The 18,684-nt window shown below is 34.0% G+C and carries 16 protein-coding genes; 6 read left to right on the top strand and 10 right to left on the bottom strand.

Translation table 11 applies throughout. The annotated features are described in order from the left end of the window. Nucleotides 1-228 (bottom strand): DUF4238 domain-containing protein (locus J7K39_03320; GenBank protein MCD6178914.1); only part of this gene is annotated, 228 nt, incomplete at its 3' end. A 116-nt stretch (nucleotides 229-344) separates the two neighbouring features. Next, the gene (locus J7K39_03315; GenBank protein MCD6178913.1) at nucleotides 345-2,750 is read right to left on the bottom strand and encodes a penicillin acylase family protein; all 2,406 of its coding nucleotides are present in this window, start codon (nucleotides 2,748-2,750) and stop codon (nucleotides 345-347) included. Between the two features lie 98 nt (nucleotides 2,751-2,848). Here J7K39_03315 and hemW point away from each other — a divergent pair, with 98 nt between their 5' ends. Continuing rightward, nucleotides 2,849-3,985, top strand: coding sequence for a radical SAM family heme chaperone HemW (gene hemW / locus J7K39_03310; GenBank protein MCD6178912.1), 1,137 nt, complete (start codon nucleotides 2,849-2,851; stop codon nucleotides 3,983-3,985). On the opposite strand, the gene J7K39_03305 is transcribed toward hemW, so the two are convergent. The 7 genes from J7K39_03305 to J7K39_03275 all read right to left on the bottom strand — a co-directional run bounded on the left by J7K39_03305 (nucleotide 3,980) and on the right by J7K39_03275 (nucleotide 9,009). Next, complete coding sequence (locus J7K39_03305; protein MCD6178911.1) at nucleotides 3,980-4,498, bottom strand: hypothetical protein; 519 nt, start codon at nucleotides 4,496-4,498, stop codon at nucleotides 3,980-3,982. The two genes, hemW and J7K39_03305, sit on opposite strands and share 6 nt — an antisense overlap. Before the next feature lie 124 nt (nucleotides 4,499-4,622). After that, nucleotides 4,623-5,330, bottom strand: coding sequence for a tRNA pseudouridine(55) synthase TruB (gene truB, locus J7K39_03300; GenBank protein ID MCD6178910.1), 708 nt, complete (start codon nucleotides 5,328-5,330; stop codon nucleotides 4,623-4,625). An 11-nt stretch (nucleotides 5,331-5,341) separates the two neighbouring features. Then, nucleotides 5,342-6,139 carry an undecaprenyl-diphosphate phosphatase gene (locus J7K39_03295; GenBank protein MCD6178909.1) on the bottom strand — a complete coding sequence of 266 codons (798 nt, stop codon included), beginning with the start codon at nucleotides 6,137-6,139 and terminating at the stop codon, nucleotides 5,342-5,344. A 26-nt stretch (nucleotides 6,140-6,165) separates the two neighbouring features. Then, on the bottom strand, nucleotides 6,166-6,429 hold the full coding sequence (locus J7K39_03290) for a DUF3098 domain-containing protein (GenBank protein MCD6178908.1): 264 nt from the start codon (nucleotides 6,427-6,429) through the stop codon (nucleotides 6,166-6,168). Nucleotides 6,430-6,445: 16 nt separating this feature from the next. Further along, nucleotides 6,446-7,321: a permease-like cell division protein FtsX gene (locus tag J7K39_03285; GenBank protein MCD6178907.1), complete on the bottom strand. Its 876-nt coding sequence runs from the start codon at nucleotides 7,319-7,321 to the stop codon at nucleotides 6,446-6,448. 83 nt (nucleotides 7,322-7,404) lie between these two features. Further along, nucleotides 7,405-8,172 carry a hypothetical protein gene (locus tag J7K39_03280; GenBank protein ID MCD6178906.1) on the bottom strand — a complete coding sequence of 256 codons (768 nt, stop codon included), beginning with the start codon at nucleotides 8,170-8,172 and terminating at the stop codon, nucleotides 7,405-7,407. Between the two features lie 60 nt (nucleotides 8,173-8,232). Continuing rightward, nucleotides 8,233-9,009: an SDR family oxidoreductase gene (locus J7K39_03275; GenBank protein MCD6178905.1), complete on the bottom strand. Its 777-nt coding sequence runs from the start codon at nucleotides 9,007-9,009 to the stop codon at nucleotides 8,233-8,235. Between the two features lie 267 nt (nucleotides 9,010-9,276). Here J7K39_03275 and metH point away from each other — a divergent pair, with 267 nt between their 5' ends. Together metH and metF are read left to right on the top strand one after the other, a co-directional pair. Then, nucleotides 9,277-12,939, top strand: coding sequence for a methionine synthase (gene metH / locus J7K39_03270; GenBank protein MCD6178904.1), 3,663 nt, complete (start codon nucleotides 9,277-9,279; stop codon nucleotides 12,937-12,939). A gap of 11 nt (nucleotides 12,940-12,950) precedes the next feature. Then, complete coding sequence (gene metF, locus J7K39_03265) at nucleotides 12,951-13,904, top strand: methylenetetrahydrofolate reductase [NAD(P)H] (protein MCD6178903.1); 954 nt, start codon at nucleotides 12,951-12,953, stop codon at nucleotides 13,902-13,904. 47 nt (nucleotides 13,905-13,951) lie between these two features. Here metF and J7K39_03260 read toward each other — a convergent pair whose 3' ends face one another. Further along, on the bottom strand, nucleotides 13,952-16,090 hold the full coding sequence (locus J7K39_03260) for a S9 family peptidase (GenBank protein ID MCD6178902.1): 2,139 nt from the start codon (nucleotides 16,088-16,090) through the stop codon (nucleotides 13,952-13,954). Nucleotides 16,091-16,362: 272 nt separating this feature from the next. Between J7K39_03260 and rimP the strand changes: the two genes are divergently transcribed. The 3 genes from rimP to J7K39_03245 form a co-directional block, all read left to right on the top strand. After that, nucleotides 16,363-16,833, top strand: a complete 471-nt coding sequence (gene rimP / locus J7K39_03255) for a ribosome assembly cofactor RimP (GenBank protein MCD6178901.1) — start codon at nucleotides 16,363-16,365, stop codon at nucleotides 16,831-16,833. A 12-nt stretch (nucleotides 16,834-16,845) separates the two neighbouring features. Then, nucleotides 16,846-18,093, top strand: coding sequence for a transcription termination/antitermination protein NusA (gene nusA, locus J7K39_03250; GenBank protein MCD6178900.1), 1,248 nt, complete (start codon nucleotides 16,846-16,848; stop codon nucleotides 18,091-18,093). A 52-nt stretch (nucleotides 18,094-18,145) separates the two neighbouring features. Then, the coding region (locus tag J7K39_03245; GenBank protein MCD6178899.1) for a hypothetical protein at nucleotides 18,146-18,684 on the top strand (539 nt) is incomplete at its 3' end.

Here is an 18,684-nt window from a genome sequence, read left to right as displayed (position 1 = left end):
GTAGTCATTCGTTTCAATTTTGGCAAACAGATCTTCGAGAATAGGTTCATTCTTTCTATTGGGAAAGTTATAATAGTTTTTCTTGGAGAACATCTTGTGCCCAATTCCTTCTCTATACAAATTCCTTTGGAACTTATTATTCAATTTAATGACATAGACAAATTTGTTTTCTGAAAAATGCCTTAAATAAGTTTCTGGATTGATATGTTGTTTTTTCTTATACGCCAATTTTTCTTTTTTTTATGGTAGGTAACATTTGTATAAAATTACTTATTACACTTATATTGCTTTTATCGTATATTCTATAAATGGATTTTTAAACTAAGTTTTCAGACTCAATCTCTTTATTTTTTCGGAACAAATTTAGCCGTATATAATGTTTGCTTTTTCACAGCCTCTTTAGTAAACGGATCGGAATGATATTCGTTATTCAAATATTTTTTTGTTTGATCCATATAATGTTTAGAAGCCGGAATTCCGGATTCGCCTGTTGGGATAATTGTTAAAGATTCGTCCCAATTATTTGGCACATAAATATGACGTTGTGAGGCTCCGTGATTAGCATTAAAAGCATCAGAAAAAGGGTAAGAATAAGGACTTACCGTATGGAAACTTCCTCCAATTGAATATGGCCCGCGGTTTAACTTAAACACTTTATCTAAAATATCTACTCCACCCATTTGGTGTTTAAACGACACTTTATGAACGCTTCCCCAAGTCCATTTGTTAATATCCGGACCTAATTCAGCACTAAGCTGAGTAAGTGTTTCATTAAAACTTTTTCTTACAATATCGCCAAAACTTTCCACTATATCAGGAGTAGAAATATCATCGCACCAAAGAGGATCTTTGGTTTTCCAAAAATCGTCGATAAAATTGCGCGAAAGCTGGGAATTATTATAATATTCGGTAAATAACTCTTCGCCCAAATCATCTTTTAATAAAGATACGAGCATATTATGATAGGTCTTTTCAAAGATTAAAGGAGCAACAGCATTGGCATCCATAGTTCCATTCCAGTCGAGCAAATATTTATATGCTTTTTTAAAGTTTTCATCACCATCTACCGAAGCTAATTCGGCAAGCATATCGGGGACAAAAGTCCTTGCCATCATAGAATTTTGATCAGACTGCATTGCTTTAAAATCATCAACCGAGAGTTTTTCTTTTTCTGTAAGCATCTCGCGAATGCGATTAATTCTATAATCTTGAGAGAAATACGTTCCGATATAATAAGGATAATCGTTACCTACGGTTTTATTATTAGCCGAAGAAACCATGCCGCTTTCAGGATTATAGCTATGAGGAAGTTCCTCGAAAGGAATACGGCCTGTCCAATCAAACTCATCCGTTTCGCCGGGTTTAATTAAGTAATTTTTACCATTCCTAATTGGTACTCCTCCTCCGGCGTATAAACCAATATTTCCGTTGACATCAGCATAAATAAAATTCTGACTAACAGAATTAAAAGTACGAATAGCATCTTTGAATTCATCCCAGTTAGCAGCTTTATTAAGTTCATATACAGCGCGTATTTCGTTGCTATAATCATTACCAATCCACCGCATTGAAATAGCTTGATTCATCTTTTTAAAACCGGAAATTATTGGTCCTCGATGAGTAAATTTATTTACTTTATAAACAGAATCGCCACCCTTAACACAAATAAGTTCTTTACGGATTTCCAAAGGTTTCCACTCTCCCATAAAAAAGTATTGATTACTATCTTCCGGATTAATAGTTTCGAGATACAAATCAATATCATCAACATAAAGATTAGTCATTCCCCAACTTATATTTTCATTATGACCTGCAACAATAAGCGGTTGTCCGGGAACCGCCACACCACTAGCGTTATATCCTCCTTCTACAACAGCATGCATTTGATACCAAATGCCCGGTGCATTCAGTCCAAGGTGCATATCGTTCGACATTATTGGCATTCCTGTTGTTGATTTTTTACCGGAAACAGCCCAATTATTACTTCCGTTAAAAATTTGCACTCCTAATTTTTCGACGGTTTCGGATTCGGCCATTAGACTGTTTTTTAATTCCAATAAAGCCGGGTTTATTTTAAAATCGGGATAAACCACAACGCCTCTTTCTGCAATATTAGGAACAAGACCTTCTGCCTTTTCTATTCCGATAGATTGAATAATTTTATATAAAGTTATTTCTGCATTATAAGCACTTCCCGCTAAATCCCAAGCCATATATCCTGTTACATTAAGCGAATGTTCCGGTTTCCAAGGATCCGGTTTATAACCTAAAACATTAAATTCCAAAGGTAGTTTATCTGCATATTGCTCTATATATTGATTTACACCATCGGCATAAGCTTCTAAGGCAGCTCTTTGTTCAGGCGTAATATCGTCAAACATCATTTTCGATTTTTCCGGTATGCGCAAGGCACGAAGGAATAAGTCGGTTTTTATTAAATCCTCACCAAATATTTCGGCTAATCGACCTTGAGTTACACGACGTAATAAATCCATTTGCCACATCCTATCTTCTGCCATAACAAAGCCTACAGTTCTGAATAAATCGCTTTCATTCTTAGCGTAAATATGAGGAATTGCCAATGAATCACGATAAACTTGAACATCATCGGTAAGCCCCTTAAGTTCAACAGTTTGATTGTAATCAGGTATAGCCTTAGAAGATAAATTATTAATATAAATATATGCACCAACAGCTACAACAATTAGAAATAATAAAATACTAAAAAGGATTTTTTTAAAAAGTTTCATAGGGTGGGTTTTTAGGGATTTTGATTTATCAAATGTAGTAAATTTTAAAAATTACAGTGTAGTTATAAAAAAATAAAGACCTAATTTTGTTTAAAATTATGGCCGGACTCTATCTACATATTCCTTTTTGTAAACAAAAATGCCACTATTGTAATTTCTATTCTTTAGCCAGTGTGAAGTTTAAACCTCAACTCATAGAGGCTTTGCTTCAAGAAATTGAATTACAAAAAGACTATTTGCAAGGTGAAAATCTGGACAGTATTTATTTTGGCGGTGGAACACCCAGCCTTTTAAACGAAAAGGAATTGAACTCCATTTTTGAGAAAATATACAAAACCTTTTCCGTTGGGAAAAAAGCCGAAATTACTTTTGAAGCCAATACTGATGATTTAAGCAAAGCCTATTTACAAATGCTTGGCAAAACAGCGGTAAACAGACTTAGTATTGGGGTGCAAAGTTTTAATGATAAAGAGCTATTTTATCTCAATCGCTTGCATACGGGAAAAGAGGCCAAAAGTGCCTTAAAAAGAGCTCAGGATACAGGCTTTTCTTCTATAAGCTTAGATTTAATTTATGGTATTCCGATAGCAACAACAGCAAGCTGGCAAGAAAATTTACGTCAATTTAAAGCTTTACAAATTGAACACCTTTCGGCTTATAATCTTACACGCGAAGAAAATACGGCTTACGATATCTTAATTAAAAAAGGGAAATATGCACCGCCCACTGATGTACAAGGTGAAGAGCATTTTAAACTTTTGCTTGCTTTTGCCAAGGAAAATAATTTAGAACAATACGAGATTTCCAATTTTGCATTTAATCAAAAATATGCCCTTCATAATACCAATTATTGGAGGCGAAAAAAATATCTCGGTATCGGTCCTTCAGCTCATTCTTTTAATTTACTGTCGCGATCTTGGAATATAGCTCAACTAAAACCTTATATGGATTCAGTAAATAATGGTTTACTTCCTTCCGAAACCGAAATATTGAGCAAATCGGACGAGTGGAACGAAATTATAATGACGGGTTTACGCACAAAATGGGGTGTTGAAATTAATTATTTAGAACAACATTTTGAGAAGGTTTGGTTAGATAATCTTAATCAGCAAACGCAAAAATATATTGAAAGCGGACAACTTTTAAAAAGCGAAACGCATTATAGATTAAGCGAAAAAGGTTTATTTTTTGCTGATGGTATTGCAGCTGATTTTTTCCAAGTGAAAGAATTATAAACGAAGTATTATCCCTGCTTTTGTTACGGCAATACCACCGCCACCTAATTCAGCAAAAACTCCAAAATCATCATCAAGCATCATTCTTCCACCAATAAAAGTAGATATATAAGCCCCAAGTTTTGAATCTAAATTAAAAGTTACTCCATTATAAACTTTATACACTCTTAAACCTACACCAAGTCCGGCATACAAATCAAAATTAGTTTGTTCCAAGAAGTCCATCTGCATATGCCAAGCAGCACGTGGACCGATAGTTAATTGATTATAATAAAGCCCCATTACCTTGGAGTATTTATATTCTAACTCTCCCCCAATAGAAACAACACCAACATCCCCGGTAGGAATTAAACCTAATTCTGCACTTAAATTAAAAGAAGGTATTAAACCATCGGCAGAAATAAAACCAATACCGGTATTAATGGCTACATCGCCTTCGTCAAAAACAAATTGAGCCTGTGCCCCAAAAGATAGAATTGCAAATAAAGCAACTGAGAATAATTTTTTAAACATGATGTATCAATTTTAAAACTTCGTTTTTCTTTAAACCAAAAATACTTGGCTTTATTGCTTATTCTTAAGAAAAAAGAAAAAGAATTTAACGATGAAATGTTATTAATTTGTCACTCAAATTATTTTATTTATTGGCATTTGGAACCTCTTTTACCAACTCTTTAAATGTGGCAGGAGTCATGGCGTCTTCCACACAGAAATCTCCAATCTTCGTTCTTCTGAGTGCTGTAAGATGAGCACCATTATTTAAAGCCAAGCCAAAATCACGAGCAATAGAACGGATATATGTTCCTTTACTGCAACGAATCCTAAAATCAATTTCGGGCAATTCAACACGAGTAAGTTCAAATTCGTAGATGTTAATCTTCTTCGATTTTATCTTTACCTCTTCATCATTTCGAGCATATTCATAGGCTCTTTTTCCATCAATTTTAATAGCTGAAAAAATGGGTGGCGTTTGCTCTATTTCTCCTAAAAACTGGGCTGTTGTATTTCGCACTTGCTCTTCCGTAATTTCGGAAATATCAAAACGCTTATCTACTTCTTTCTCCAAATCAAAACAGGGTGTGGTAGCACCCAAATAAATAGTGCCTGTATATTCTTTTTCTTGAGCTTGAAAACCTTCAATCTCTTTGGTTTTTTTACCTGTACAAATCAATAATAATCCTGTTGCCAAAGGATCTAACGTGCCTGCGTGACCCACTTTTATTCGTTTAATTCCGGTAATTCTTCGGGCTTGTCCTTTTACACTTTTAACCACATCAAAAGATGTCCACTTATAAGGTTTATCAATAAGTATTAATTCTCCTTTTTGAAAATCGAAATTATGCAAAACGATAAGGTTTAGACAAAGAATAAAACATAAGATATTGTTGCAAGACCAACAATGGCACAATAAATGGCAAAGTAAGAAAGTTTGGCATTTTTTACCAATTTAATCATCCAAGTACAAGCTAAAACACCTGTAATAAATGCCGCAATAAAACCAATAATTAAAGGAATAAGCACAGAGTTTTCGTAATTCAGTCCACCGGCCATTAAATCCTGAGTCATTTTTCCTAAAATAAGAGGAACAACCATTAAGAAAGAAAAACGAGCGGCTCTACTTCTATCAATTTTTAAAATAACCGAAGTAGATATTGTTGCTCCTGAACGCGAAATGCCGGGTAAAATAGCAATAGCTTGAGCAATACCAATAATAATAGCATCAAAATAACTCACTTTTTTATCGGTAGTTTCAGCGCGATCGGCAAAAACTAACAAAACGGCGGTAACAAGCAACATAGCACCCACTAAAAGCAATTGACCTCCAAACATAGTTTCTATTAAATCATTAAAATATAAACCGACAAAAGCAGCCGGTATCATAGAAATGATGATTTTAAGTGAAAATATAGTTTCTTCATTCCATTTGAATTGAAACAAGCCTCTGAAAATTTCCATTATGTCTTTACGGAAAACTAATATTGTACTTAATGCAGTAGCTCCGTGAAGAACAACAGTCATCAACATGCTTTCTTCCGGCAGGCTATTATCGCCTAAAAGAAATTTGGCAATTTCTAAATGACCACTACTACTTACCGGTAAAAATTCTGTTAAACCCTGTATAATACCCAAGATTAATGCTTCCATCCATCCCATAATCAATATTTTTTAATTGCTCAAAATTAGTTTTCCGACTTATCTTTTGGTTTACTCATAATAGCATAAATTTCAATGGCAAAACCCGCAAGTATAAGAATTGGTGCAAGGGTAAGACGTTGAAACCCAAATATAGCTTCATTAAATTCATCGGGAGAGTCGGTTCCACCACCCATCATTAATAAAAAGCCAAGTAAAATAAAACCTAAACCAATAAGCAAAAACTTATAGTTACGTTTGCCAAAAACAAACATTTCATTTTTATTATCTATTGTGTGTTTTTCTTTCATCATTTTAACAGAATTATTAATATAGTTGATCAGGCTTAGCTTTTAAGTATTTATTTACCGCTGAGAAATTAGATATTAGAGTTATAAATACACCCAGAAAAATAACAAAGCCAAACAAGCTAAGAAACAAATTATAATCTTGCAAAGTTAATAGTTCTGGCATTTCTTGCATAGAAAAATAAATAATTACTGCTAACATAGCAGATGCTAATAAAGCCGATATTAATCCGTGTATAACACCTGTAAGTATAAATGGCCTTCGGATAAAACCACGGGTAGCTCCAACCAGTTGCATAGTTCTAATTATAAAGCGTTTAGAATATACCGATAAACGAATTGTATTATTTATCAAAGCTATGGAGATAAGTAAAAGTAAGAAGCTAAAGACCAATAAAACAAGACTTAACTTCCGGATATTTTGATTAACTAACTCAACCAAGGATTTTTGATAGTAAACTTCTTTAATATCTGTATTTTCTAATAAGTGTTTTTCAATCACTTGTAAGCTATCAATATTAGCGTAATCGGCACTAAGTCGTAAATCGATAGATGGTAAAAGAGGGTTAAAGCCTAAGAAACCTAAAAAATCCTCACCTAAATCTTTAGATAATTCATCTGCCGCTTCTTCAGGAGTAATATATTCGGCATAGCGAACAAACTCAGCAGCATCAAGAGTTTTTTTCAATTCTAAAATTCGGGCTTCTTTAACTCCCGGATTCATTACAATAGAAAAGCCTATGTTTTCTTTCACATGATCCGAAAGTTTTTTGCTGTTAAGTATTAACAAACCTAACAAACCCATTAAAAATAATACCAAACTGATACTAACAACAGTTGTAAAATAAGAAGACTGTAACTTCCGTTTACTGACTTTTTCCGATTTTTTGGTCATAATTTTATTTCCTGATGGCTAATTTACAAAAATTGCGCTTTCGCTTATGAATATTGTATTGACTATCTTTATTCAAAAGAGCGTTAAAATTTATTTGTTATTGCATCTCCCCTCTTTTTCCACACAGTTCTTGCAGTTGCACAAACCTTATCGTCTTGTGTTTTAATGGTATGTATAAAAGAATTACTCTCAATATCTTTTTTGATAAACGACTTAATAGTGTCTCCCAATTGAGCCTCTGCTATAAAACGTCCGTCAATAGAATGCAAATAATAATTATCCGTTACCTCCTCGGGAATAGATTCTGTTACCCATTGGAGGTATCTAATATTATTTACATGTTTATTAGAATCAACATCAAAACGATAAACTTTATATTTCAATGTGTTTTCTGTCGATTCTATTGGCTGTATCTTTTTAGAAATATTATGTTCTATACTTTCTTCCGTACAGAAAGACCATTTTTCTTTTATATCGTCCAAAATCCGAGCCGGTCTTCTTCGCTCAATATTAAAGAAAACCCATAAACCTTTAGCCTTACCAATAATAAGTTCCTGCTCATCATAAATAATATTCTCTCTAACTCCTGTTACGGTGGAGTATTTTGATAACCATGTTCTTATAATAATTTTTTCTTTATACTTAGGATAACGGTCCATTTCAAGAAATCCGGAGACTAAAACCCAACCTATATTCTGGTTTTCAAGTTGATACAGACTGTGATTTATAGAAAAACAATGTTCGGCAGCAGTTTCTTCCAATAAGGTAAGTATTGTTGTTGAAGAAGCTTCTCCAAATTTATTCATCTCGAAATACCTCAACTCAAATGATTTTTCAAAATAATTTGTCATCACTGTTTTTTTATAAAAAATACATTCTATGATATCTACTCAAACAATTATATTTTATTTTTATCCAAAAACACCTTTTATTAATCCGCCTTCAACACTTATTGTTTGTCCGTTTATAAAATTGGATGCAGGAGAAAGTAATAATACCGCCATTTGTGCAAAATCTTTTGGATTACCCATCTTTCCCATAGCAATTTCCGATTCAATAGATTTTCGAGCTTCGGCAATACTGATATTATTAACGCTTGCTTTCTTTTCAAAAATACGTTGCATAGCCGGCGTATCGTGATAACCCGGAGCCATAATATTCATTGTGATTCCGTGATGTGCAACTTCTTGCGAGAGTGTTTTAACCATTCCAACAACGGCCATTCGCATCGAATTACTCAATACTAAATTCTCAACAGGTTGCTTTACCGATTTGCTTTCCACAAATACCAATCGCCCATATTTATTTGCAATAAGTGCCGGAAGAATTTTTTTGGTTAGACGTACTTTCCATTTTACCAAACTGACATAAGCATTATCCCAATCTTCCATTTCAGTTTCTAAAAACGACTTTGCCGGTGGACCACCGGCATTTATTACAACACCACTTAATTGGTTTAAGTCGATTTTACTCAATAAATTATCCTGATCTTCTTCCTTAAATAAATCGGCAACGATATACTGTACGCGATCCGGCGCTATCTCCGCTATCTTTTTCAGTTCTGCTTCTCTTCGGGCTGTAACAATTACTTTGGCACCTTCTACAAGCAAGGCTTCTGCAATTGCACGACCAAATCCACTTGCCGCACCACAGACTAAAAAGCTTTGATTTTCCATTAAAAGATTCATACACTAATTTTCTTCAAAAATAAGAAGAAAAGGACAGACACACTAATCAGATGATTTAGATATAAAAGATAATTTGAGCTTGTTTTTTAACACTCCATATCTTTAAAGCCTTTAAATCATTATTTATAAATCTTTCTCTTCTTATTTCTAAGGGTCATCTTCTATTGTCAGATAAAAAAATCCCGTACTTTTGCAGTAAATTCAAATATTCCTCTAATACATGTCACAAAATCAAATTTGGCATTTAAACAATCGGACAATAAAAGAATGAACAATATAAAAGATGAAATAAAAAAGAGGGTTTTGGTTCTTGATGGAGCAATGGGAACAATGATCCAAAATCAAGAGCTTAATGAAGAGGGTTTTCGCGGAAAACAATTTGCAGATTGGCCGGTAAATGTTAAAGGAAATAACGATTTGCTTTGTTTAACTCAAGCCGATATTATACAAAATATTCATGAGGAATATTTAGAAGCAGGAGCAGATATAATCGAAACCAACACTTTTAATGCCAATCGTATTTCTTTGGCAGATTATAAAATGGAGCATTTGGTTTACGATATTAATTTTGCTGCCGCTCAAATAGCCAGAAAGGCAGCAGACAAATACAGTTCTAAAAATCCCGATAAACCTCGCTTTGTTGCAGGCGTATTAGGTCCAACCAATAAAACAGCTTCTTTATCTCCTGATGTTAACGACCCCGGATATAGAGCGGTAAGTTTTGATGACTTAAAAGATCTTTATTATCAACAAGCTAAGGCTCTTTTCGATGGAGGTGTTGATGTTTTTCTTATTGAAACTATTTTTGATACCTTAAATGCAAAATCGGCATTATTTGCACTTGAAGAATTATTTGAAAAGGAAAAAAGAAAGCTTCCTCTTATGGTTTCCGGTACTATTACCGATGCCAGCGGCAGAACGCTTTCCGGGCAGACTTTAGAGGCGTTTTTAAATTCCGTTTCTCATGTCGATTTACTAAGTGTAGGACTAAATTGCGCTTTAGGAGCAGAGCAACTTCGACCATATTTAGCAGAATTGTCTGAAAAATCATCTTTTTATGTGAGCGTACATCCCAATGCCGGTTTACCCAATCAGTTTGGCGAATATGATGAAAGTCCGGAAAAAATGGGACATCATATCCACGATTATTTAGATCATAATTTTGCCAATATTGTTGGAGGTTGTTGCGGAACAACTCCGGATCATATACGAGAAATGGCAAAACTTGCAGAAAAAGCAAGCGTCAGAAAACGTCCTAAACAAAAAACAGAAACCCGATTAAGCGGCTTAGAGCCTTTAAAAATTAATAAAGACGTAAATTTTGTAAATATCGGAGAGCGCACTAATGTTAGCGGATCTCGTAAGTTTGCCCGTTTAATTCGTGAAAAAAAATACGAAGAGGCTTTAAGTGTAGCACGACATCAAGTTGAAGGTGGTGCTCAGATTTTAGATGTTTGTATGGATGACGCCATGTTAGATGCTGAAAGTGAAATGGTTACTTTTCTAAATCAATTGGCTTCCGAACCGGAAATTGCTCGTATACCTATTATGATCGACAGCTCAAAATGGAGTGTAATCGAAGCCGGATTAAAATGTGTTCAGGGAAAGGCAATTGTAAACTCCATCAGCTTAAAAGAAGGCGAAGAAATTTTTATAGATCACGCCAAGAAAATAAAACGTTATGGCGCCGCTGCCATTGTAATGGCTTTTGACGAAGACGGACAAGCAGCAGATTATGACTCCAAAATTGCTGTCTGCAAACGCGCTTATCATTTGTTGGTTGATAAAGCAAATTTTGCTCCCGAAGATATTATTTTCGATCCTAATATTTTAACAATAGGAACAGGGATTTTAGAACATAATAATTATGCTGTAGATTTTATAAAAAGTATAGAATGGATTAAAAAAAACCTGCCAAATGCAAAAATAAGTGGTGGTGTTAGTAATCTCAGCTTTGCTTTTCGTGGTAACAATTTAGTACGCGAAGCTATACACTCTGTATTTTTATTTCATGCCATTAAAGCCGGTTTAGATATGGCAATTGTAAATCCTGCTATGTTACAGATTTACGACGAAATTCCAAAAGAGCTTTTGATTTTGGTAGAAGATTTAGTTTTAAATAAACGTAAAGATGCTACAGAACGCCTTTTGATTTACGCCCAAAATAATGAAGGTAATAGTAAGGCAAACACCAATGATAAAATATTAGAATGGCGAAATGAAAGTGTGGAAAAACGCTTGTCGTTTGCTTTGATAAAAGGGATAACAGATTATATTGAGGAGGATTTAAAAGAAGCACAGAAAAAATTTGAGTTTGCCTTACATATTATCGAAGGCCCGTTAATGAATGGGATGAATATTGTGGGCGACTTATTTGGCTCGGGAAAAATGTTCTTACCTCAGGTTGTGAAAAGCGCAAGAGTAATGAAAAGAGCCGTTGCATACCTGCTTCCTTTTATCGAAATAGAAAATGCCGGTGAAAAAGTAAGTGCAGGAAAAATTCTGTTAGCTACGGTAAAAGGTGATGTTCATGATATTGGAAAAAATATTGTGAGTGTTATTTTGGGTTGTAATAATTTTGAAGTTATTGATTTAGGGGTAATGGTTCCTACTGAAAAAATTCTTCAAACAGCTATAGACGAAAAAGTAGATATTATTGGTTTAAGCGGATTAATCACTCCTTCGCTCGAAGAAATGGTTCACGTAGCGGCAGAAATGCAAAGACGAGAGCTTAAAATACCTGTTTTAATCGGTGGAGCAACCACTTCCGAAATTCATACGGCAGTAAAAATTGCTCCTGCTTATCAAAGCCCTGTTGTTTATGTAAAAGATGCTTCAAGAAGTGTTCAGATTAGTGGACGACTAATTTCTCCAACAAAACAAACTGATTTTCAGAAAGAAATAAATACTCGTTATAAAGAATTACGTCAAAAGCACAATAAAAACAAACAAAGCAAAACTCTTATTTCTTTAGTTAAGGCACGCGAAAACGGTTTTAAAATACAGACAAATACTGCTCAAATAGTAAAACCAAATAAAATGGGCGTTCAGCTAATGAATACATTTACCGTTGCGGATATCCGTCCTTGGATAGATTGGACCTTTTTCTTTCACGCGTGGAAAATTAGCGGAAAATATCCCGCTATTTTCGATGATCCGGTTAAAGGTGTTGAAGCTAAAAAATTATGGGATGACGGACAGCTTATCCTCGATCAAATGGAAAAAGACTCACGTATAAAACCAAAAGCTGTTTATGGCATTTTCCCGGCTGATAGTCAACAAGAATCTATTACTGTTTTTGAAGATGAAAAACAGGACAAAATACTGACTAAATTTCATTTTTTACGTAATCAAGAAAAAAAAGAACAGAATATTCCCAATCTTTCTTTAGCAGATTTTATCTTATCTAAAGACACAAAAGAAACCGATTATATTGGCGCTTTTGTAGTTAGTATAGGAACGGGAACCGATGGTTTAAGTCAGGAATATTTAGATCAGAACGATGACTATAACAGCATAATGATAAAAATTATGGCCGATAGGTTAGCTGAAGCATTAGCTGAGCTTCTACATTATAAAGTACGTGCTAATTATTGGGGCTATGCGCCCGATGAAAAAGCAGACATTCCGCTTATTTTAAAAGAAAAATACCGAGGGATTAGACCCGCACCCGGATATCCCGCTTGTCCTGAACATTCCGAAAAAAGAGTAATTTTCGATTTGCTGAATGTTGAAAAAAATATAGGAGTTCAATTAACAGAAAACTATGCAATGTATCCACCGGCAAGTGTATCGGGTTATTATTTTGCGCATCCACAAAGTAAATATTTTAATGTTGGTAAAATTGCAGATGATCAGCTAAACGACTATGCTGACAGAAAAAATATTTCAGTAGAAAAAGCAAAAAGTCTACTCAATCAAAACCTTTAATTTATCCTATAATGAAAGTAATAGAACATATTCATAAAGCATCAAATACACTTTTTTCTTTTGAACTATTACCTCCTTTAAAAGGGGAACAGTTTAGTGATATTGAAAAGAAAATAAATCCTCTTCTTGATTTTAATCCTGCTTATATAAATATTACTTATCATCAGGAAGAAATTATTTATGAAACTATGCCTGATGGTTTTATAAAAAAACGAACTATACGAAAACGCCCCGGAACAGTGGGTATTTCTTCGGCTATACAATACAAAACAGGCATAGATGTAGTGCCCCATCTAATCTGTGGCGGCTTCAAACGCGAAGTAACAGAAAATGCGCTTATCGATTTACATTTTTTAGGTATTGACAATCTTTTACTTTTACGAGGCGATTTGCCGGCAGCACAAAAACAATTTATTACATCTACTGATAACAACGCCTTTGCCGTTGATTTAGTTAAACAAGTAAACGATTTAAATAACGGCATTTATCTCGAAAAGGATTTAGAAAATACACATCCTACAGATTTCTGTATTGGTGTAGCCGGTTATCCCGAAAAGCATCCGGAAGCTCCAAATTTACAAAGCGATTTAATTAATCTAAAAGCTAAAGTAGATGCCGGAGCCGAATATATTGTTACTCAAATGTTTTTTGACAATAATAAGTATTTTGAGTTTGTAAAAAGCTGTAGAGCCGTTGGTATTAATGTTCCAATTATTCCCGGATTAAAACCATTATCTACAAAAAAACAATTGATAATGTTGCCACAGACTTTTCATGTTGATATTCCGCAAGAACTTGTAGCAGAAGTACAAAAATGCAAATCTAATAAGCAAGTTTATCAATTAGGAATAGAATGGAGCATTGCTCAAAGTAAAGAACTTATTGCTGCAGGAGCTCCTGTATTACATTTTTACACTATGGGGAAACCGGATAATATCAGAGAAATAGCAAAAGCTGTTTTCTAAATCGGAAAACCCTTTTCCGATAAATAAAATCCTCATCTTAACAATAGCTATTTCACAAAATCTTCCATATAGCGATATATTTTCTCAAGCAGATGAGCTCTATCTAAACCGCGCATATTATGTTCTTGTTGAGGATATACAAAATAATCTAGCTGAACGCCTGCATCAATAGCTGCTTGTAAAAAACTTAAACTGTTTTGCCAAACTACCGTCGGATCAATATCGCCATGAATAACTAAAACCCTATCAGAAATATTTCCTGCTTTTTCAAGCAAACTGCTTTGTTTATATCCTTCGGGGTTTTGTGTAGGCGTATCCATATAACGCTCACCATACATTATTTCATAATATTTCCAGTCGGTTACGGGACCGCCGGCAACACCGGCTTTAAAAACTCCCGGATTATCGGCTAACATAGTAAGTGTCATAAATCCACCATAGCTCCAGCCTTGAATTCCCATTCTTTCTGAATCAACAAAAGGTAAACTCTGCAAATAATCTACACCTATCATTTGATCAGCTACTTCATTTCGTCCCAATTTGCGATGAATAACATTTTCAAAAGCAAAACCACGATTTGGTGTACCACGATTATCGAGTGTAAAAACTATATATCCTTTTTGAGCCATTAAATTCATAAAGATATTAGCACCACCCAACCATGAATCGGTTACTAATTGAGCATGTGGACCGCCATATAAATAGTAAAACACAGGATATTTCTGAGTGCTGTCAAAATTAGGAGGTAAAATCATACGGTAATACAAATCAATATCTACATCGTTTTTAAGCGTTCCCATAATAGTTTTTCCTACTAAATAATCTTTTAACGGATCATTATCGCGAAGAAGTTCTTTTGATGATTTTCCATCCGTACTTATTGCATTATAAACTCTGGCTGTTTCGGTATTAGAATAAATATCAAAGAAATAATTTCCTGATGGTGAAAGAATACCATTATGTGAACCATGCTCATCTGTCAATTTTTTTAGCTTTCCGTTTTTTAAGTTAACTCTATAAATATGTTTCTCTATCGGACTTTCTTTAGTGCCTTGTATGATTAAATTTTTGCCGCTATTATCAAAACCTAAGAGAGAAGTAACCGTCCATTCACCTTCGGTGAGCTGCTTAACAAATTGACCTTCGGTATTATATACAAATAAATGTTGCCAACCGTCGCGCTCGCTAAACCAAATAAACTGATCGTTTCTGTTTTTTAAAAAAGTAAGCGGATGTTCCGGTTCTACCCAAGTATCGGCTTTTTCTTCAAAAAGAGTAAAAAGAAACTCGCCGCTTACGGCATCATATTTATTTAGTTTTAAATGATTCTGATCACGATTTAATACAGAGATATAAATCTGTTTTTCGTCGGGCGACCAAGTGATATTTGTAAGATATTGATCTATATCTTCACCGGTTTTTAAATAGATAGTCTTTTTTGTTTTTACATCGTAAACAGCCACTTTTATTAACTCATTTGTTGAGCCTGCCATTGGGTATTTTATGTTTTTTACGGTAGCTTCAGGACTTGTAATATCAACAACGGGATAATCGCCCACCATACGCTCATCTTTGTGGTAATAAGCAAGATAATTGCCTTTGGGCGACCAAAAAATACCATCGGTAATACCAAATTCCGAGCGAGATACCGTTTGTCCGTTTACTACATTTTCAGGATCATCGGTAAGCTGGATTTGTTTCTGATTATCGGCAATATACAGATTATTTTCTATGGTATAAGCTACGCGTTTTGTTAGCGGTTCTACCTCACTATTCTGAGCCGAATCGGGCCAAAGGTTGAGTAAAGAAGATTTTTTATCTTTAATATTTACATTGAAAAACCGGTTGTTATTTTGAAAAGTAAATTCTGTATTAGATTCCCAATGTATATTAGGAAAATGTTCTAATGTTAAATTATTTTCGGCTAAAAACCCATTTAAACTTTGTAGTGATAATAATTTTTTTGCAGGAGATTCGTTTGCTGCCGAAGCTAACATTAGAGTACTGTCTTTAATAAAACTGTATTCAGCACCTTTTTCAAGCCACTGTAAATTTTTTATTCGTTTTGGTAATATCTTGGAATTAAAATAAATAGCATCTTTAAAATTAAATAGTTTTTCTTGAGTATTAATATTAAGCATTAAAAAGGCTAAAGAAAGCAGCAGTAAACATTTTATTTTTTTCATTATTGGTTTTTTTTGTTTTGCAAAGCAAAACTACAAAATGATTAAAAACAAGAGCGTTTTTTTATTTATTCAACTGAAAATCAGCAAAAAGATTAAAAAAGGATGAGATGTGTTAAAAAAAACTGTACTTTTGCAGCGTTTTTCGGTACTCAATGTTTCGAAGAATGATGGCCCTCCTTAATTTACAAGGAGTTTTTTATGTCGATGGATATAAGAAAATAGATTAAGGAGAGGGGGCTAATGTCCCCTTTTTTTTGTAGAAAACAATATAAATGATAACAAAGGAACAAATTCTAAAATTAGCACAAGAGCATTTGCTTGATTCGCCACGGTTTTTGGTTGATTTAACCGTTAGTTCTGACAATCAAATAATGCTTTATATTGATGGTGACGAGAGCGTTTCTATTTCAGAATGTGTCGATTTAAGTCGTCATATTGAGTTTAGTCTCGATCGTGAAGAAGAAGATTTCGCTCTAAATGTTTCGAGTGCCGGAGTAGATATGCCTTTAAAATTTATCAGACAATATAAAAAATACATTGGGAAAAACTTTGACATTACATTATTAACAGGAGAAAAAATCTTAGCTCGTCTTAAAGATGTTAATGGTGATAGTATTGAAGTTATTCCTTTGAAAAAAAATCCAAATGCCAAAAAAGGAACACCTAAGAAATATAAAGAAGGAGAACCTTTAACATTGACATTAGATAAAATAAAACAAAGCAAAATAGAAATTATCTTTTAATAAGAAGCAAAAATGGCAAAGAAGGAAGAAAAAATCAGTTTGATATCCACCTTTCAGGAGTTTAAAGAATTCAAAAATATTGATAGGGAAACAATGATGCGTATACTCGAAGATGTTTTTCGTCATATGCTGATAAAGCTTTATGGTGACGACGAGAATTTCGATATCATTGTAAATATTGACAAGGGAGATCTTGAGATTTGGCGTAACAGAGAAATAGTAGAAGATGGTAAAGTAGAAGATGAAAACCTACAAATACCTCTCTCCGAGGCTGTTAAAATTGAACCCGATTTTGAAATTGGAGAAGAAGTTTCAGAAGCTTTAAAAATGTCAGATTTCGGTAGAAGAGAAATACTTTCTATCCGTCAAAATTTAGCTGCTAAAATTTTAGAATTAGAAAAAGATAATATCTATAAAAAGTATAGCGAAAAAATTGGTGAAATAGTTACCGGTGAAGTATATCAGGTTTGGAAAAAAGAAGTCTTAGTTTTAGACGATGAATACTATGAATTAATTCTTCCTAAATCAGAACAAATACCAAACGATTATTATCGCAAAGGAGACATTATCCGTGCGGTTGTTTCTAAAGTAGATGTTCGCAATAACAGCCCTGTTATTATTCTTTCACGCACAACAGAAGTATTCCTTGAGCGTTTATTCGAACAAGAAGTTCCTGAGGTTTATGACGGACTGATTACTATAAAAAACATTAAACGTGTTCCCGGAGAAAGAGCTAAAATTGCTGTTGAATCTTACGATGATCGTATTGATCCCGTTGGAGCTTGTGTTGGTATGAAAGGTTCTCGTATTCACGGTATCGTTCGCGAATTAAAAAATGAAAATATTGATGTTATCAATTATACTACTAATACATCGCTTTATATTCAACGTGCTTTGAGCCCTGCTAAATTAAGCTCAATTGAAATTGACGAAGAACACAAAAGAGCCGATGTATATATGAAACCTGACCAAGTTTCATTAGCTATCGGAAAAGGTGGATTTAATATCAAATTAGCCGGAAAACTTACCGGTTATGAAATAGATGTTTATCGTGATACCGATATTGACTTAGAAGATGTTGATTTAACAGAATTTTCTGATGAAATTGATAATTGGATTATTGATGAGCTAACACAAATAGGATGTGATACTGCAAAAAGCGTATTAGCTGTTCCTGTTGAAGAATTAGTTAAGCGTACCGATTTGGAAGAAGAAACTATTAACGAAGTTATTCGTATTTTAAAGACGGAGTTTGAATAGTTATACAAAATACTAACTTAAAAAAAGATTACGGGACTGAAAATAAAGAAGTATGGCAGATATTACTAAAAACATGCGATTAAGCAAAGCCGCAAGAGAATTCAATGTAGGACTTTCAACCATTGTTGATTTCTTAAGTAAAAAAGGTTTTGATATTGATCCGAAACCAAATACTAAGCTTTCGCCGGAAATGACCGAAATGCTTATAAGTGAATACCAGGCAGAAAGAAAAGTGAAGCAGATTGCTCAGGAAAAAGTTATCTCGGCAGAACGTACAACACTTTCTCTTTCTAAAGAAGAAGAAACAGCTGAACCTCCCATTGAAACAAAAAATGAAGAATTGTTCATTCGCGATTCTCGTTTAACGGAAACCTACAACACTCCCGTTGAAAAAAGCCCTGAAAAGCCCGTTGAAGAAACCGTTGAAGAAACCGTTGAAGAAACTATTGAAAAGCCCGTTGAAAAAGCAGAAGTTAAGTCGAAACCGGAAAGCCATACTCCCGAAACTCCTGTAGAAGAAAAAACAACAGCACCTTCGGTTGAAACTGTTAAAGAAGAAGCAAAACCTACCAAAACAAAAGAGACTGCTCC

The sequence above is a fragment of the Bacteroidales bacterium genome, from assembly GCA_021157585.1.
In the GTDB taxonomy this organism is placed as follows: domain Bacteria; phylum Bacteroidota; class Bacteroidia; order Bacteroidales; family UBA12170; genus UBA12170.
This window is presented reverse-complemented; position numbering and strand designations above follow the sequence as displayed.

Coding starts and splice junctions, on each gene's coding strand:
- J7K39_03315 (MCD6178913.1), bottom strand. CDS start 2,750: ATGAAACTTTTTAAAAAAATCCTTTTTAGTATTTTATTATTTCTAATT.
- hemW (MCD6178912.1), top strand. CDS start 2,849: ATGGCCGGACTCTATCTACATATTCCTTTTTGTAAACAAAAATGCCAC.
- J7K39_03305 (MCD6178911.1), bottom strand. CDS start 4,498: ATGTTTAAAAAATTATTCTCAGTTGCTTTATTTGCAATTCTATCTTTT.
- J7K39_03295 (MCD6178909.1), bottom strand. CDS start 6,139: ATGGGATGGATGGAAGCATTAATCTTGGGTATTATACAGGGTTTAACA.
- J7K39_03290 (MCD6178908.1), bottom strand. CDS start 6,429: ATGAAAGAAAAACACACAATAGATAATAAAAATGAAATGTTTGTTTTT.
- J7K39_03285 (MCD6178907.1), bottom strand. CDS start 7,321: ATGACCAAAAAATCGGAAAAAGTCAGTAAACGGAAGTTACAGTCTTCT.
- J7K39_03280 (MCD6178906.1), bottom strand. CDS start 8,172: ATGACAAATTATTTTGAAAAATCATTTGAGTTGAGGTATTTCGAGATG.
- J7K39_03275 (MCD6178905.1), bottom strand. CDS start 9,009: ATGAATCTTTTAATGGAAAATCAAAGCTTTTTAGTCTGTGGTGCGGCA.
- metH (MCD6178904.1), top strand. CDS start 9,277: ATGAACAATATAAAAGATGAAATAAAAAAGAGGGTTTTGGTTCTTGAT.
- metF (MCD6178903.1), top strand. CDS start 12,951: ATGAAAGTAATAGAACATATTCATAAAGCATCAAATACACTTTTTTCT.
- J7K39_03260 (MCD6178902.1), bottom strand. CDS start 16,090: ATGAAAAAAATAAAATGTTTACTGCTGCTTTCTTTAGCCTTTTTAATG.
- rimP (MCD6178901.1), top strand. CDS start 16,363: ATGATAACAAAGGAACAAATTCTAAAATTAGCACAAGAGCATTTGCTT.
- nusA (MCD6178900.1), top strand. CDS start 16,846: ATGGCAAAGAAGGAAGAAAAAATCAGTTTGATATCCACCTTTCAGGAG.